The 14,004-nt window shown below is 33.6% G+C and carries 13 protein-coding genes; all 13 read right to left on the reverse strand.

The features are described 5' to 3' along the window. Window positions 1–83: 83 nt before the first annotated feature. A complete protein-coding gene (locus HMPREF3154_RS04365; RefSeq protein ID WP_023350251.1) occupies window positions 84–2,786 on the reverse strand; it encodes a helicase C-terminal domain-containing protein in 2,703 nt (900 codons plus the stop codon). Between the two features lie 27 nt (window positions 2,787–2,813). Then, the gene (locus HMPREF3154_RS04370; RefSeq protein ID WP_023350250.1) at window positions 2,814–3,785 is read right to left on the reverse strand and encodes a biotin--[acetyl-CoA-carboxylase] ligase; all 972 of its coding nucleotides are present in this window, start codon (window positions 3,783–3,785) and stop codon (window positions 2,814–2,816) included. Further along, entirely contained in the window at window positions 3,772–4,974 is a 1,203-nt protein-coding gene (locus HMPREF3154_RS04375; RefSeq protein ID WP_023350249.1) for a CCA tRNA nucleotidyltransferase, read from the reverse strand. Before HMPREF3154_RS04375 ends, HMPREF3154_RS04370 begins: the two co-directional genes overlap by 14 nt. A 1-nt stretch (window position 4,975) precedes the next feature. Beyond that, window positions 4,976–6,106, reverse strand: coding sequence for an N-acetyl-alpha-D-glucosaminyl L-malate synthase BshA (gene bshA / locus HMPREF3154_RS04380; RefSeq protein ID WP_023350248.1), 1,131 nt, complete (start codon window positions 6,104–6,106; stop codon window positions 4,976–4,978). Between the two features lie 22 nt (window positions 6,107–6,128). Next, window positions 6,129–6,446, reverse strand: coding sequence for a nucleotide pyrophosphohydrolase (locus HMPREF3154_RS04385; protein WP_002453277.1), 318 nt, complete (start codon window positions 6,444–6,446; stop codon window positions 6,129–6,131). Between the two features lie 170 nt (window positions 6,447–6,616). Beyond that, entirely contained in the window at window positions 6,617–7,312 is a 696-nt protein-coding gene (locus tag HMPREF3154_RS04390) for a zinc metallopeptidase (RefSeq protein ID WP_002433625.1), read from the reverse strand. Window positions 7,313–7,356: 44 nt separating this feature from the next. Beyond that, window positions 7,357–7,956: a DUF1405 domain-containing protein gene (locus tag HMPREF3154_RS04395; RefSeq protein WP_049307528.1), complete on the reverse strand. Its 600-nt coding sequence runs from the start codon at window positions 7,954–7,956 to the stop codon at window positions 7,357–7,359. Then, a complete protein-coding gene (locus HMPREF3154_RS04400) occupies window positions 7,953–8,519 on the reverse strand; it encodes a YpiB family protein (RefSeq protein WP_030059045.1) in 567 nt (188 codons plus the stop codon). Before HMPREF3154_RS04400 ends, HMPREF3154_RS04395 begins: the two co-directional genes overlap by 4 nt. A gap of 14 nt (window positions 8,520–8,533) precedes the next feature. After that, window positions 8,534–9,778 carry a tetratricopeptide repeat protein gene (locus tag HMPREF3154_RS04405; RefSeq protein WP_002433612.1) on the reverse strand — a complete coding sequence of 415 codons (1,245 nt, stop codon included), beginning with the start codon at window positions 9,776–9,778 and terminating at the stop codon, window positions 8,534–8,536. Window positions 9,779–9,781: 3 nt separating this feature from the next. Beyond that, the gene (gene aroA / locus HMPREF3154_RS04410) at window positions 9,782–11,083 is read right to left on the reverse strand and encodes a 3-phosphoshikimate 1-carboxyvinyltransferase (RefSeq protein ID WP_023350245.1); all 1,302 of its coding nucleotides are present in this window, start codon (window positions 11,081–11,083) and stop codon (window positions 9,782–9,784) included. A 9-nt stretch (window positions 11,084–11,092) separates the two neighbouring features. Further along, window positions 11,093–12,157, reverse strand: a complete 1,065-nt coding sequence (gene aroB / locus HMPREF3154_RS04415; protein WP_023350244.1) for a 3-dehydroquinate synthase — start codon at window positions 12,155–12,157, stop codon at window positions 11,093–11,095. 26 nt (window positions 12,158–12,183) lie between these two features. Beyond that, on the reverse strand, window positions 12,184–13,350 hold the full coding sequence (gene aroC / locus HMPREF3154_RS04420; RefSeq protein ID WP_023350243.1) for a chorismate synthase: 1,167 nt from the start codon (window positions 13,348–13,350) through the stop codon (window positions 12,184–12,186). A 192-nt stretch (window positions 13,351–13,542) separates the two neighbouring features. After that, complete coding sequence (gene ndk / locus HMPREF3154_RS04425) at window positions 13,543–13,992, reverse strand: nucleoside-diphosphate kinase (RefSeq protein ID WP_023350242.1); 450 nt, start codon at window positions 13,990–13,992, stop codon at window positions 13,543–13,545. Between the last annotated feature and the right edge of the window lie 12 nt (window positions 13,993–14,004).

Consider the following 14,004-nt stretch of genomic DNA (forward strand, 5'->3'; position numbering starts at 1 on the left):
TTAACAAAATCTTCTATTAACTTCTACATGTTGACTTCTGTGATTGCTTTCTTGAAAATGACTTCGCTACGTCAAATTAAACTCTATTTTCCTTTTTTAATTGATTTCTGAATGTGCCCTAGTAATTTATTGAATTGTTGAATATCCCCTTTTTTCTGGCGATAATTTTCCAAGGTTTGAGCAAAGAAATTCTTAAAATTACTATTGATTAAACGATCATCGAATGACACTATAAGCCCTTTATCATCCTCATTACGTATCAAACGACCTAATCCTTGTCTAAAGCGAGTGACAGCGTCTGGAAGGACGTAATCTTTGAACGTTGACGTAAATTCAGTGTCCATAAGCCAATATTTCGTATTGTGTTTATTCATAAATGGTAGCTTAGCTATCATGACACACTTAATACCATCAGCTTGAAAGTCGAAGCCTTCAAAGAATGTTGATGTACCTAACAAGATAGATTTTTCAAAGTTATTAAATTGTTGAACAATTTTATAATTTTGATTCTGTTGTTGAGTGAGTATCACGTAGTCTTCAAATGGTGGTAATTCGTTTAACATATCTTGAACCATATGCATCATCTTGTAACTTGTAAATAAGACGAGACATTTTGATTGAGTCATAGTGACATATTCGACAAGATAATCCACAATTGATGCCACGTAGTCTTCAATATTCTTATAATTATAAGAAGCTACATCAGTAGGAATAAAAACGCTCGTATTTTTAGAGGCTTTCATCGATGTTGATACTTCAAATGTATTAAATTCGGTATGATCGTTAAACCAATTCTTAAAGTTATCAAATGAATGATTGAAAGTTAACGTACCGGAAATAAAAGTGAGCGAATTAAATTTATCAAGAACTTGAGTTGTTAAAATATCTTTTACTGCAAAGTCTTTAACAAGCAAACGAATTGTAGACTTTTGAGTTAGATTTTTGATTGAAATATAACTTGTATGATTATCTTTTAAACTTTGCTCTATTTGTTTAAATCTATCGTTGAGATAAAGTAACTGTTTGCGAATCGATTTAATTGTTTTATGGCTAATGCCATTAAAAATTTCCAACGTTTTATTTAGTTTATCAATGAGAGCGTGTAAATCTTTTAATATATTATCAGTCTCAAATTGGTAAACATAATGATACTTATGAACTTCATCGTCATAGACTTCAGATGACTGAATAATTTCATAAATCGTTGTAAATAAACGCTCATTCAAGTCGTGGATGTCATTGATGTTTGATTTAAGTCCGAATACATCAATAGGTGCTATATCTAATTTCTCAAGAATACGTTGCTGTTCTAATTTGTCTATAGCTTTAAGTAGTTTTTCATTTTCGTTTCTACCGATTAAGCCTAATTGATATTTAATATCAGAATAGTTCAATTCATTAGTAACTTGATTTAGGGCATAATCTGGTAATCGGTGTGCTTCATCAATGATACAATCGTCGAATAATTGATATATTGAATTTTCTGCATCCGAATGAATTAAATGTGCGTGATTCGTAATACCGATTTGAATATTTTGAGCGTTACGTTTTATAAAATTGTAGTAATGGATGTCATGACGTACAGGAACGTAAGTTTCAATCTTTTGATCGAAATACATTTTCTGTCCGCCTTTTAAGTTTAATTCTTGGATATCACCTGTAGTTGTTTCTGTAATCCAAATTAATAATTGCATTTTTAGAATGCTAACTTCATAGTTATTAGTATCATCTTTTAAGATTTGACTAATCAAACCAAGTGAAATGTAATCATTTTTACTTTTGATCAGAGATGCGTTGATTTTAAATTTTAATGCCTCGTTTAATGCAGGAATATCTTTTTCAAGTAACTGACTCTGCAGTATTTTAGTATTTGTAGATATCATCACGTGTCGCCCAGTCTCAATATTGTACATGAGTGCTGCAAGTAAATATGCAAGGGACTTACCACTTCCTAGAGGCGCTTCAATCATTGCTTTATCACTATGCATCAGTTGATCAAGAATAATTTCTGAAAGATAAAGTTGTTGAGGACGATAAGTCATATTTAGAGCTTTCGTAGCTTTTTTATAAAGTGTTTTAAGAGAACCTTCAAACTTTGTTTGTGGACCTTTTAAATCTACTTGTTTACGATATATGATTTGTTCGAATTGACCAAATTGGTCATCCAATGGTTTCGATTGATTTGTTCTTACCATTTCGAAAAGGATATTGTATAAATCATATTTAAGATTTTTACTTAAATAATAAAGTTGCTTTTGCGTATCTAAAGGTAAACTTTCAAACTTTTTGAAGGCCTTAATCATTAACTTTGCAGTCGTTGTAGCATCTTCATCGGCACGATGTGCTTTGTCTAAGGGTATATCATGTGCTTGAGCGAGCTCGCTTAACTGGTAACTTTTATCTGTTGGGAACGCGATTTTAAACAATTCAAGTGTATCCATCACTTTCTTAGGTTTGAATTGAATGTCACAGTTATTGAAAGCATTTTTAATGAAATTAAGATCAAAAGAAATATTATGTGCCACGAAAATGCAATCTTTAATTTGGTCGTAAATATCCTCAGCAACTTCATTGAAATAAGGTGCTTGAGCGAGCATGTCCTCTTCAATAGATGTCAAAGCTTGAATAAATGGAGGAATTTCTAAATCAGTGCGAATCATTGAATGATAAGTATCAATAATTTTATGATTGCGTACGAAAGTAATGCCTATTTGAATAATTTCATCATAATCTAGTTGATTACCAGTTGTTTCTAAATCAACAACTGCATAGGTTGCAATTCCCATAACGCCCTCTCTCCTTGTCTTCAGTGTTTATAAATCTATATCTGCACTCATTAGTCGATGTAAATTCCCTTCGTCATCTTTCACAAGTAAGAAACCATCTTGGTCGATATCAAATGCCTCACCTATAAATTGGTGACCATTCTCGGTAAATCTTAATTGACGATTCCACATATTTGTTGCTGCAATATATTCTTCTCGAATCTTCTCAAATGGTTGCTCTAAGAATTGTTTATAACGTTTATTAATCTCATAGAGTAGTATTTTTAGAAAATCATAACGATTTATTTTATCATCAGCATGCAACCTCATACTTGTTGCAATGTGACGTATTTCATCATTAAAGTCGTCCTCAACATGATTCATATTAATACCTATACCACATATAATTGCTTCTATAGCATCATAATTAGCTACCATTTCAGTTAAAAAACCACAAATTTTCTTTTTCCCAATGTAAATATCATTAGGCCATTTAATTGCTACACGATCATTAGAGAATTGTTGAATGGCATCCCTAATTCCCAATGCGATAAATAAATTAAATTTAGGAATCATTGCAAATGGAACATTTGGTCTTAATACTAGAGACATCCACAGACCTTTACCCTTAGATGAACTCCAATTACGATTAAAGCGTCCTCGTCCTTCTGTTTGTTCATCACTTAAAATTAAAAATGATGATTTGTTGCCTACTAATGCTTTTTTAGCTTTAGTTTGTGTTGAATCAACTGAGTTATAAACTTCTATCTGATCAATTGAATCAAAATCTTTTACGATGGGTTGAACAATGCCACTGTACCATTGATCGGGGAGTGCATTGAGCTGATGACCTTTATGATTGACGGATTCGATGTCACAACCATCGTTTTTTAATTGATCGATAATTTTTTTAACGCCTGCTCGTGATATATTAAGTTGATCAGCTATAAATTGCCCTGAGATGTAATTTGGTTGATTCTCATATAACATTCTTACTACGTCTTGACTATACTTTGACATTCGCATCCACCCATTCTAGTATTTCAACTTTAGTATTCTTAATTTGTTGTGTGATAATTGCCACTTCTATTTGTCTTAACACATCTTTTAACCACGGTCCTGATTTCGTATTAAGGTGTTGGATAATATCACCACCATTGATAGCCATTTCCTTTCGATGATGGATAGGTAGCTGGTTGTAAACTTCTTCAATAGAACGTTCATTTAAGATTAAAGGATTAGGTGTGTTAAGATTGTTTTTCTTGATTGTTTCCTTAGTAGCTAATACATTTTTAATATTTTTAATGTTATTATCATAAATCACAATAATTAAATCCTGCTTAGATTGTACCTGTGGTAATGTTTTAATTAAATTCGCTAAGGTGTGAATATTAGATTTTTCGTTATTGCTTATCTTTAGTAATTTAAGTGTATCAGTAATCGGTTGCTGAGCTAGCATGATAGCGATCCACATTTCAAATTCTAATGGTTCATCGATATGAACGCGTTGCATATTAAATGAATTAAAGAATGGAATGTGCTTAAAGGCATCTATCTCCTTCATTAGATTAAAACTTTGAGCAACATTGATACCCTTAATGAGTTTCTTTAGTTCAACAACAATGCGTTCTATAGATAGGTATTGAATATCAGCAATCTGCTTGCGCATCGCATCAAATGTATTGTCTACAATCTTAAAATCGAGTTGAGCTTGAAAACGTAGTCCTCGAATGATACGTAACGCATCCTCTTCAAATCGTTCACGAGGTTCACCTACTGTACGAATCAGCCGTTCTTTTAAATCGCGTTCACCCTCAAAATAATCATATGTTTTATAATTAGAATCCATTGCAATGGCATTTACAGTGAAATCTCGACGTTGTACGTCTTGGTATAAATCACGTACGAAGTGCACTTCACTCGGTCTACGATGATCCACATAATCTTCTTCAGCACGAAATGTTGTTACTTCATAATTTTCATGATGATAAACGACATTGATAGTACCATGTTCCTTACCTATTGGAATGGTCTTCTCAAAAATATCTTCAATTTCATTAGGCGTTGCACTGGTAGTAATATCAATATCATGGATGTCTCGTCCCATGAGATAATCACGCACTGAACCCCCAACGAAGTATGCTTCAAATCCATGATGCTGAATATAATCTAATATTGGTTTGGCACGTTCAAATAACTCGTTACTCATCTTAATTTTCACCTTGTTCTAACATTTTTTTATAATAATGTTCATACTGATCAGTAATCAATTCTGAAGCAAAGCGATCACGAATATCTTCAAGCATTTTTGATTGCATTTGTTTATATAAATTGGGATTTTCTAAGAGCTGAATCGCATATTGCGCTGCTTGTTCACTGTCACCAATATTTACTATAAAGCCCGTCTCTTCATGCTTAATTACCTCTTTGATACCTCCAGCATTTGTACCAATTGGTAATACACCCGTCTTCATTGCCTCTAATAAAGTTAAACCAAAACTTTCTTTTTCACTTAAAAGTAGCACGAGATCTGATAGTTGATAAAATGCACTTACATCATTTTGTTTACCTAAAAATAGTACATGCTCTTCTACATTGAGTTCGCGAGCTTTTTGGCGCATATCTAGTAATTCTGGACCGTCTCCAAGTAATATTAGTTTACTAGGAATTCGTTCATGTACTTTGGCGAATGTTTCAATGATTGTATCAATACGTTTTACTCTTCGGAAGTTTGATACATGAATGAGTACCTTCTCTTCAGGTAATATGCCGTAACAATCCTTTAATTCTTCATTATGTCGTGTTGGGAATTCATTTTCACGAACAAAATTATAAATAGGTACAATTTCTTTATTTGTATCAATAATTTCATATGTTTGTTGTGCGAGAGAATGACTCACACTGGTAACAATGTCACTTTGTTCGATACCGAATTTAATAGCATTCTTAAGCGAATGATCATAACCAAGCACTGTAATATCTGTGCCGTGAAGTGTAGTCATGATCTTTACATCTTTGCCAGACATTTGCTTTGCTAAAATGCCACAAACCGCGTGTGGTACGGCGTAATGCATATGTAAAACGTCTAAATCGTATTCTTTAATGACGTCAGATATTTTAGTACTTAATGTGATATCATATGGCGGATATTGAAATACTGCATATTGATTCACTTCAACTTGATGGAAAGTAATATTCGGTAAAGGTTTACGTATTCTAAAAGGAATATTCGAGGTAATAAAATGAACGTCGTGTCCACGTTCAGCCATCTTTATACCAAGCTCTGTTGCAATGATTCCAGAGCCGCCCATGGACGGGTAACAAGTAATACCGATTTTCATCTGTGCCCATCCTTTCTATATATTATTTTCTTTCGAAACGATCTTTATCTCGTGTATTAAATTTCTCCATCGTTTCATTAAAACTTTCAGTCATATCTATATCTAGTGAATTAGCGATACATAATAATACAAATAAGTTATCCCCTAATTCAGCTTTGATGGTATTGTCAGCTTCAGAATCTTTTTTCTTCTTTTCACCATAATGATGATTAATTTCTCTTGCTAACTCTCCTACTTCTTCAGTCATTCTAGCGAGATTTGCTAGTGGTGAGAAGTAGCCTGCTTTGAATTGACCAATATATTCGTCAACTTCTTTTTGCATTTGTTCCATCGATTTCATTTTATGGTATTCTCCTTTAATGCGTTTCTCATATAGTATATTACAATTTGTTAGTTGATGCATTTCAAGTGCAATAATAGAAACTGCAATTTTATGTTGAAAATAAAAAACCTGGTAAGTATTACATCTACATGTAATCTTAACCAGGTTTATAAAAAGTATTTATTAAATTATTCGCTTGATCTTGCAAGTAAAATGATACGTGCAAGTTCAGCTAATGCTACTGCTGTTGAAGCAACATAAGTCATTGCTGCTGCAGATAACACTTTCTTAGCGTGTTTGTATTCTTTCTCATTTACGATATTTAAAGCAGTGATTTGCTTCATTGCTCTTGAACTAGCATTAAACTCAACAGGTAATGTCACGATTGAGAATAATACTGCAAGTGACATTAATCCAGCACCAATCCATAATGCAGTTGAACCAAATGCACTTCCGAAAGCAGTTAACACGATACCTAACATGATAACCATGTAACTTAAAGAACTACCGATATTAGCAAGTGGTACAAGTGCACTTCTAAATCTTAATGGTGCATAACCTTGTTGGTGTTGAATTGCGTGCCCAACTTCATGGGCTGCAATTGCTGTACCAGCAACTGAAGGTCTATCGTAGTTTGCAGGAGATAAACAAACAACTTTTTTACTAGGGTCATAGTGGTCTGTTAAGAATCCGTCACCTTTAACGACATCAACATCGTAAATACCATTTGCATGTAGTATTTCTTCAGCAACTTCTCTACCTGTTTTACCACTAGTGGATCTCACTTGTGAATACTTTTCATAATTAGATTTAACTTTATGTTGAGCCCACATTGGGATGACCATTAATATTACGAAATATATAATCATAGATATTAAAGACATTAAACTCACTCTCCTCTAGTATTATTTTACTGACAAAATAATGTTTAATCAAATGTTTTAACTTTCATAAAACGTTGTAAAACTAAGTATAAAATTAAGGCGCTTATACTCAGACATACTGATAATACTCCGATTTGAAATGTATGTGAAGCAATAAAGTCATAATAAGGAAATTGACCGAAACCATAATCGATTATGTCATTAATCAATACCCATATTAAAGCGACTAAGAACCCAGTCATTGTTACTTTAAAGCGTGGATAAAAATAGATAGCTTCAACGGCCATAATACCGTGGGATACAATTAACATAATACCGTTAATTGTCACTTCACCCTGCTCAACAAACATAAGAATATTCATGATAACTGCCCACACGCCATACTTAATTAAAGTTACAAAGGCTAGAGCATTTAAAATTGCGGAACGTTTGTTAAACAACATGAGCATGATAGATAAGCTTAGAAAAAGTGATGCTGTGGGGCTATCAGGTACAAATGGTTTAAAATAACGTGGAGTAATATATAGTTGTCCACTATACCAATCATAGCCGTAAATCGTTCCTGCCACATTACATATAATTAAGAAAATAAGCACCCATTTCCTATAAAGTGTCATTTCCCATATCCATTTATAGTCACTCATTGTTCTTCCTCGTGTATAGCATCAACGTCTTTCATTTTCAATGCATTTAAAATTTGTGTAAGTTGATAAAATCTCTCTGGTTCATTCATTTGTAAACTCAAATCAATATTTTCTTGTAAATTTTCAATCAAAGAAGATTGCTTTCTTTGATTCATTGAAATCGCATATAAATCTTGAACGTATGCGGAATAACTTGGTGAATGGATCAACTGTGCCAAGATTAAATCGTCGTAGCGAGGTTCATTCTTATGATTATCCGCAAAATGTATTTGAATATCTAGACGAATTGTATTATTAGCGATATATTCAAAGATTTCGTTCGTGTTAATGTATGTTTGATCGTCTTTAGTAAATTGAATTGCAGAAGCATGTGCGTTTACTTCTGCAATTTCTAAAGTATGATGTTGTTTAATTTTTTCGCTTACGAAATGAACAAGGTTCAGTTTGTCATGATTTGCTTTTAAGTAATTAAGTACCCAAACGGTAATGCGTGATTTGAAACGGTATTGAAATAGTAAATACTCTAAAAAGCTTTGTTTCATTCGTATGAGCGATTCATTCATTAGTATTCACCCACTTAAGATTGGATTCTCATAGCTTCATCATGCCAAGTTTCATTACTAGGGTCAATTTCTAATAATTTATCTAAAATTGATTTTGCTTTGTCTTTATGTCCAATTTCTAATAGATAGAAATAATAATCGCTTAAAAATTCAGACTGTGTATTTAAAGTCGGGTATGCTAATTCAAAGAAATGTTGAGCTTCTTTATCGCGTTCTTCATGACCATAAGCATATGCTAAATGCCACATAAACACAGGGTCTAAGTCTTCCTCATCTACAAAGGTAAGAAGTTGAATAATTGCTTCATAATCTTCTTCATTTCGGTATAAATCACTTAATATTAGCAATGGTTCATGATAGGCATTGTCGACTTCAAGTGCTTGTTTTAATAATTCAACACCTTCATTCGCATCGCCATGCTCTATTTCTAAGCTACCTGTAGACACCATAAGCTCTTTGTAGAACTGACTTAGTCTAAGCCCTTCTTTACCTGTTTCAATCGCATCTGGGTAGTTCTTTTCATTTTCATATAATGATTGTAAGTAGAAATAACCTTGAATAAAGTCAGGATCTTTAGACAATAATGTTTTCATGATTTTTATCGCTTCTTGCGTTAAATCGTTCTTTTCATAAGCAATAGCCTTCTTAAAATAATCCTCAGAGTTCATTTCATCTTCACTAATTTCATCAAATAATCCAATAGAATCTGTATAGTTACCACTTTGTAAACTACAGTCGGCCATTCTTGAAAATAAATTAACGCCATTCACTTGATATTCGCCCGTCTCTAATACTGTTTCATACTCAGTTGTAGCGCGTAAATATTGTCCATCAAAGTATAGTAATTCAGCTAAAGCGAAATGAATAATTGGGTCGTTAGGTTCAATTTCTAACGCTTCTTGAAGCTTATCAATGGCAACTTCCAACATATTAATTTGTTGATATAAATCAGCTTCTAGCATTAACTTTTCAGTTGATGTTTCAACTTCAGCTAAATATTCTAATGCTTCATCAGTTTGATTCTCAGACATTAATCCTTCAATAAAGTAAATAAGTAATTCACTTTCATCAGGATATTTATGATATAACGTTCTAAACACTTCTAAACCTTGAGGTGTTAAACCGAAATTATATAATGTTTCACCTAAGATAAATAACGCGTCATCGTTATTTGAACTTAATGCTTCGTTTACACGAGAGTCTAAATTCTCTAATTTTTGTAGATTGATATCGTCTATTAATTTATAGATATCTTCCATAATTTATTTTCCCTCATTTTCTAAAAGCTTTAATTTTGGTAAGAAACCTGGGAAAGATACATTAACTGCGTCAAATTGCTCTATTGTTAAAGGTTCAGAACTTAGTAACGAAGCTACAGCTAACATCATACCTATACGATGATCCGTTTGACTATCTACTGTTGCATTCGCTTTAAATTCAGAAGGATGTATAATCAATCCATCGTTTGTTGGTTGTAGGCTGAATCCTAGCATATTGAGCATATCAGCAGTTGTATCTATTCGATTCGTTTCTTTTACCTTTAATTCTTCTGCATCTTTGATAATACAAGTACCTGAAGCTTGAGTGCATAATAATGCGACTACAGGAAGTTCGTCAATCGCTTTAGGTACTATATCACCTTCAATAGTAATTGGCTTTAAAGTTGGGGTGTATTTAACTCGAATAGAAGCTGTAGGTTCAGCGTCGTGAGTCACGTTGTTTAATTCAATATTACCCCCCATAAGTTCAACGATGTCTATGATACCTGAACGTGTCGGGTTAATGCCAACATTATGAATTGTAATATCGCTTCCAGGTGTAATTAGCGCGGCTACAATAAAGAACGCTGCTGACGAAATATCTCCAGGCACATGGAAATCCTGTGCTTTGATGTGTTGAATTGCATGAGGTGAAGTTCGAATCGTCTTACCCTCAATCTCTATTGGAATATTAAAATGTTCAAACATTGTCTCTGTATGATTTCTACTCACATCAATTTCAGTGACGGTTGTTGCTTCCTCTGAAAAGATACTCGCAAATAAAATTGCACTTTTTACTTGAGCACTAGCAACCTCCATTTGATATTCTATACCTTTAATAATAGATGGCTTAATAATTAAAGGGGTATAATTTCCTTCAATACCTGAAATATGAGCATTCATTTGTAACAATGGCTTTAGGACACGATCCATAGGTCTTTTACCAATAGAAACATCACCAGATAGTACACTTTCAATTCCTAAACCACTAAGTAGTCCCGCTAATAAACGTGTTGTTGTTCCAGAATTCCCCGTATATAACACTTGGTGTGGTGTCTTAAATTGTTGATAACCAGGTGAGTCAATAATGATTGTCTCTTCATGTTCAGTTATTTTAACACCTAATAACTCAAATATTTCCATAGTACGGCGACAATCTTCTCCAAGTAAAGGCTTATAAATTGTAGTTTGACCTGTCGCTAGAGATGCAAGCATGATTGCTCGGTGTGTCATGGACTTGTCTCCCGGAACTTCTATTTCACCCTTTAAAGGGCCATTGATGTCGATAACTTCACTATTAGTCATGTTTATCACCTACCTAAAATATGACTGTAATTGATTAAATGCTTTAAGGTGTCTCGTTTTATCAACATGAAGTACAATAGGACTACCCCAATCTTGAAGTAAGACCATTTGAATACCTTCACTGTTATTTTTCTTATCAAGTAACATAAATTGATATGTGTCTTCAAAATTAAGCTTAGGGATAATCTCTAAAGGATAATTTAAACATTGGAGATAATTAATGAAATGTTGAATATCATATTCGGTATGCAACATTTGATTAGCTACAATAAATTGATAGAGTATGCCTATCATTACTGCATGACCATGTGGTATTTTATGTTCATATTCCACAGCATGACCAAAAGTGTGACCTAAGTTAAGAAATTTTCTCATACCTTTTTCTTTTTCGTCTTCAACAACGATGTGCAATTTCGTTTCTATGCCTTTAAATAAGTAGTAGTCTAGTTGATTTAAAGATTTTAACTGTTTATCAGAACTAAAATGCGCCTCTATATTTTGCGTAGCTTCCTTACCATTCAATAATGCATGTTTATAGACCTCAGCATAACCACTCAAAACTTCAGTATAAGGTAGCGTTTCTAAGAAATTTAAATCATAGATGACAGCTTTAGGTCGATAAAAGGCACCGATAAGATTTTTACCATGCTTTGAATTAATACCTACTTTTCCGCCAACACTTGAATCATGTGCGAGAATCGTAGTAGGAACTTGGATAAATCCTACACCTCTTAATAGAGTTGCAGCAATGAAACCGGCGAAATCACCTGTTGCCCCTCCACCTAAAGCGATAATACATGTTTGTCGTGTTAATTGATGACTTAACAATGACTCCATTGTTTGATTGTATTGGGCAAATGTTTTAGTTTGTTCGCCAGCAGGAATGATAATTTTCTGCGCATGATGCTTTTTAGTTAAGGTATCTATTTTCTTTGAAAATTGGTGATACACATTAGCGTCAATAATGAAGAATACTTTGTCATAATCTTTGGTAAAAGAATCCAAGTATTCAATTGCATCGTGCTCCACAATAATTGGATAGTTGTTATTTTCATAAGTTGTTTCAAGTTTCATCTTATCACCTCTTAAGGATGGTGTATTTAAAATTCAATGTTTAACTGACGACGTTCTTCGATTTGTGATTTTAATTGATCGATGTGATTAGATTGGAACTCTTCCAGTAATGCTTTTGCCAATTCAAAAGCTACAACATGTTCACATACCACACTTGCAGCAGGAACCGCGCAACTATCAGAACGTTCAATCGTCGCTTTGAAGTCCTCTTTAGTATTGATATCTACTGAGTTTAAAGGTTTATAGAGTGTTGGAATAGGTTTCATTACTCCATTTACAATGATTGGCATCCCATTACTCATACCACCCTCAAATCCTCCAAGGTGATTCGTAGCTCTATAATAACCACTATCGCTATCGTAATGAATTTCATCTTGAATCTCACTACCTGGTTTTTCAGCGGCTTTAAATCCTTCGCCAAAACTAACACCTTTAAAAGCATTAATACTTACCACGCCTTGCGCGATGCGACCATCTAATTTACGATCGTAGTGAACATAACTCCCTACGCCAACAGGCATATTCTCTGCCATAACTTGAACTACACCACCAATTGAGTCGCCTTCTTTTTTTGCTTCATCAATTTTATCACGCATTTGTTGTGCGATATCTTCATTAATTACACGTACATCGTTTTTGTCAATATTGGCTTTGAAAGTTTCAGTATCATAAAGGCCTTCATCTTTAACGCCACCTATTTCAACCACACGACTGTACATATGAATATCTAGTTGTTCTAAGAGTATTTTAGAGACAGCTCCTACAGCGACGCGTGCTGCGGTTTCTCTAGCAGATGAACGCTCTAATACATTTCTTAAATCACGATGATTATATTTCATTCCTCCAACCAAATCAGCATGTCCAGGTCTAGGTTTTGTAATGGTACGCTTCATGTTTTCTCTTTCTTCATCGCTTATTGGTGCTACGCCCATAATTTTTCTCCAATGCGTAAAGTCATCGTTAGTCACGACTAAAGTAATTGGACTCCCAAGCGTATAACCATTTCTTACTCCAGAAACAATTTCAATTGCATCCTTCTCGATTTGCATACGACGTCCTCGACCATATCCGCCTTGACGTTTAAACATTTCCTTATTAATATCTTCAGCTTTAATTTCTAAATTAGCTGGTACACCTTCAATGATGACTGTAAGTTGTGGACCATGTGATTCACCTGAAGTGAGGTATCTCATGAGCGCACACTCCTTTCTCTTCTTTAATGCATTAAATTGTAATATGTTTAATATATTATCATATTCATACACACAACATAAGTCTTGAACTTTAGCGTCATGTAACTTCATTGGTGAAAATAAAGAGAGCCGATTTAACTTTCGCTAAATCGGTTCTTAGTGGATAAAATGAAATTCATTTATTTATATTTTTTATTCGTATAACCAGTCTTCTCTTGGTGATGTATAATCAGCAATTTCATTGCTATTAAACCATAAACTAATTTCACGTTGCGCTGATTCTACAGAGTCAGAACCATGAATAATGTTTCTTCCAACTGTTAAACCAAGATCGCCTCTAATCGTACCAGGTGCGGCTTCAGAAGGATTAGTACTACCGATAATGTGACGAGATACTGCGACAGCATCTTCACCTTCTACAACCATCGCAAAAACAGGAGCTGAAGTTATAAATGAAATTAATTTTTCATAGAAAGGTTTACCTTCATGTTCGCTGTAATGCTTCTCAGCTAATTCAGTAGGTACTTGCATCAATTTACCACCAACAAGTTTTAACCCTTTGTTTTCAATTCTTGAAATAATTTCTCCAATTAAATTTCTTTGTACTGCATCTGGTTTGATCATTAAAAATGTACGTTCCACTTTGCGTGTCCC

Origin of the sequence: Staphylococcus sp. HMSC06C11, from assembly GCF_001808345.1 — a bacterium.
GTDB classification, from domain to species: Bacteria; Bacillota; Bacilli; order Staphylococcales; family Staphylococcaceae; genus Staphylococcus; species Staphylococcus capitis.

What these genes read in the sequence shown, in the direction of transcription:
- HMPREF3154_RS04365 (WP_023350251.1), bottom strand. Translation starts at nt 2,786, where the DNA reads ATGGGAATTGCAACCTATGCAGTTGTTGATTTAGAAACAACTGGTAAT.
- HMPREF3154_RS04370 (WP_023350250.1), bottom strand. Translation starts at nt 3,785, where the DNA reads ATGTCAAAGTATAGTCAAGACGTAGTAAGAATGTTATATGAGAATCAA.
- HMPREF3154_RS04375 (WP_023350249.1), bottom strand. Translation starts at nt 4,974, where the DNA reads ATGAGTAACGAGTTATTTGAACGTGCCAAACCAATATTAGATTATATT.
- bshA (WP_023350248.1), bottom strand. Translation starts at nt 6,106, where the DNA reads ATGAAAATCGGTATTACTTGTTACCCGTCCATGGGCGGCTCTGGAATC.
- HMPREF3154_RS04385 (WP_002453277.1), bottom strand. Translation starts at nt 6,446, where the DNA reads ATGAAATCGATGGAACAAATGCAAAAAGAAGTTGACGAATATATTGGT.
- HMPREF3154_RS04390 (WP_002433625.1), bottom strand. Translation starts at nt 7,312, where the DNA reads ATGTCTTTAATATCTATGATTATATATTTCGTAATATTAATGGTCATC.
- HMPREF3154_RS04395 (WP_049307528.1), bottom strand. Translation starts at nt 7,956, where the DNA reads ATGAGTGACTATAAATGGATATGGGAAATGACACTTTATAGGAAATGG.
- HMPREF3154_RS04400 (WP_030059045.1), bottom strand. Translation starts at nt 8,519, where the DNA reads ATGAATGAATCGCTCATACGAATGAAACAAAGCTTTTTAGAGTATTTA.
- HMPREF3154_RS04405 (WP_002433612.1), bottom strand. Translation starts at nt 9,778, where the DNA reads ATGGAAGATATCTATAAATTAATAGACGATATCAATCTACAAAAATTA.
- aroA (WP_023350245.1), bottom strand. Translation starts at nt 11,083, where the DNA reads ATGACTAATAGTGAAGTTATCGACATCAATGGCCCTTTAAAGGGTGAA.
- aroB (WP_023350244.1), bottom strand. Translation starts at nt 12,157, where the DNA reads ATGAAACTTGAAACAACTTATGAAAATAACAACTATCCAATTATTGTG.
- aroC (WP_023350243.1), bottom strand. Translation starts at nt 13,350, where the DNA reads ATGAGATACCTCACTTCAGGTGAATCACATGGTCCACAACTTACAGTC.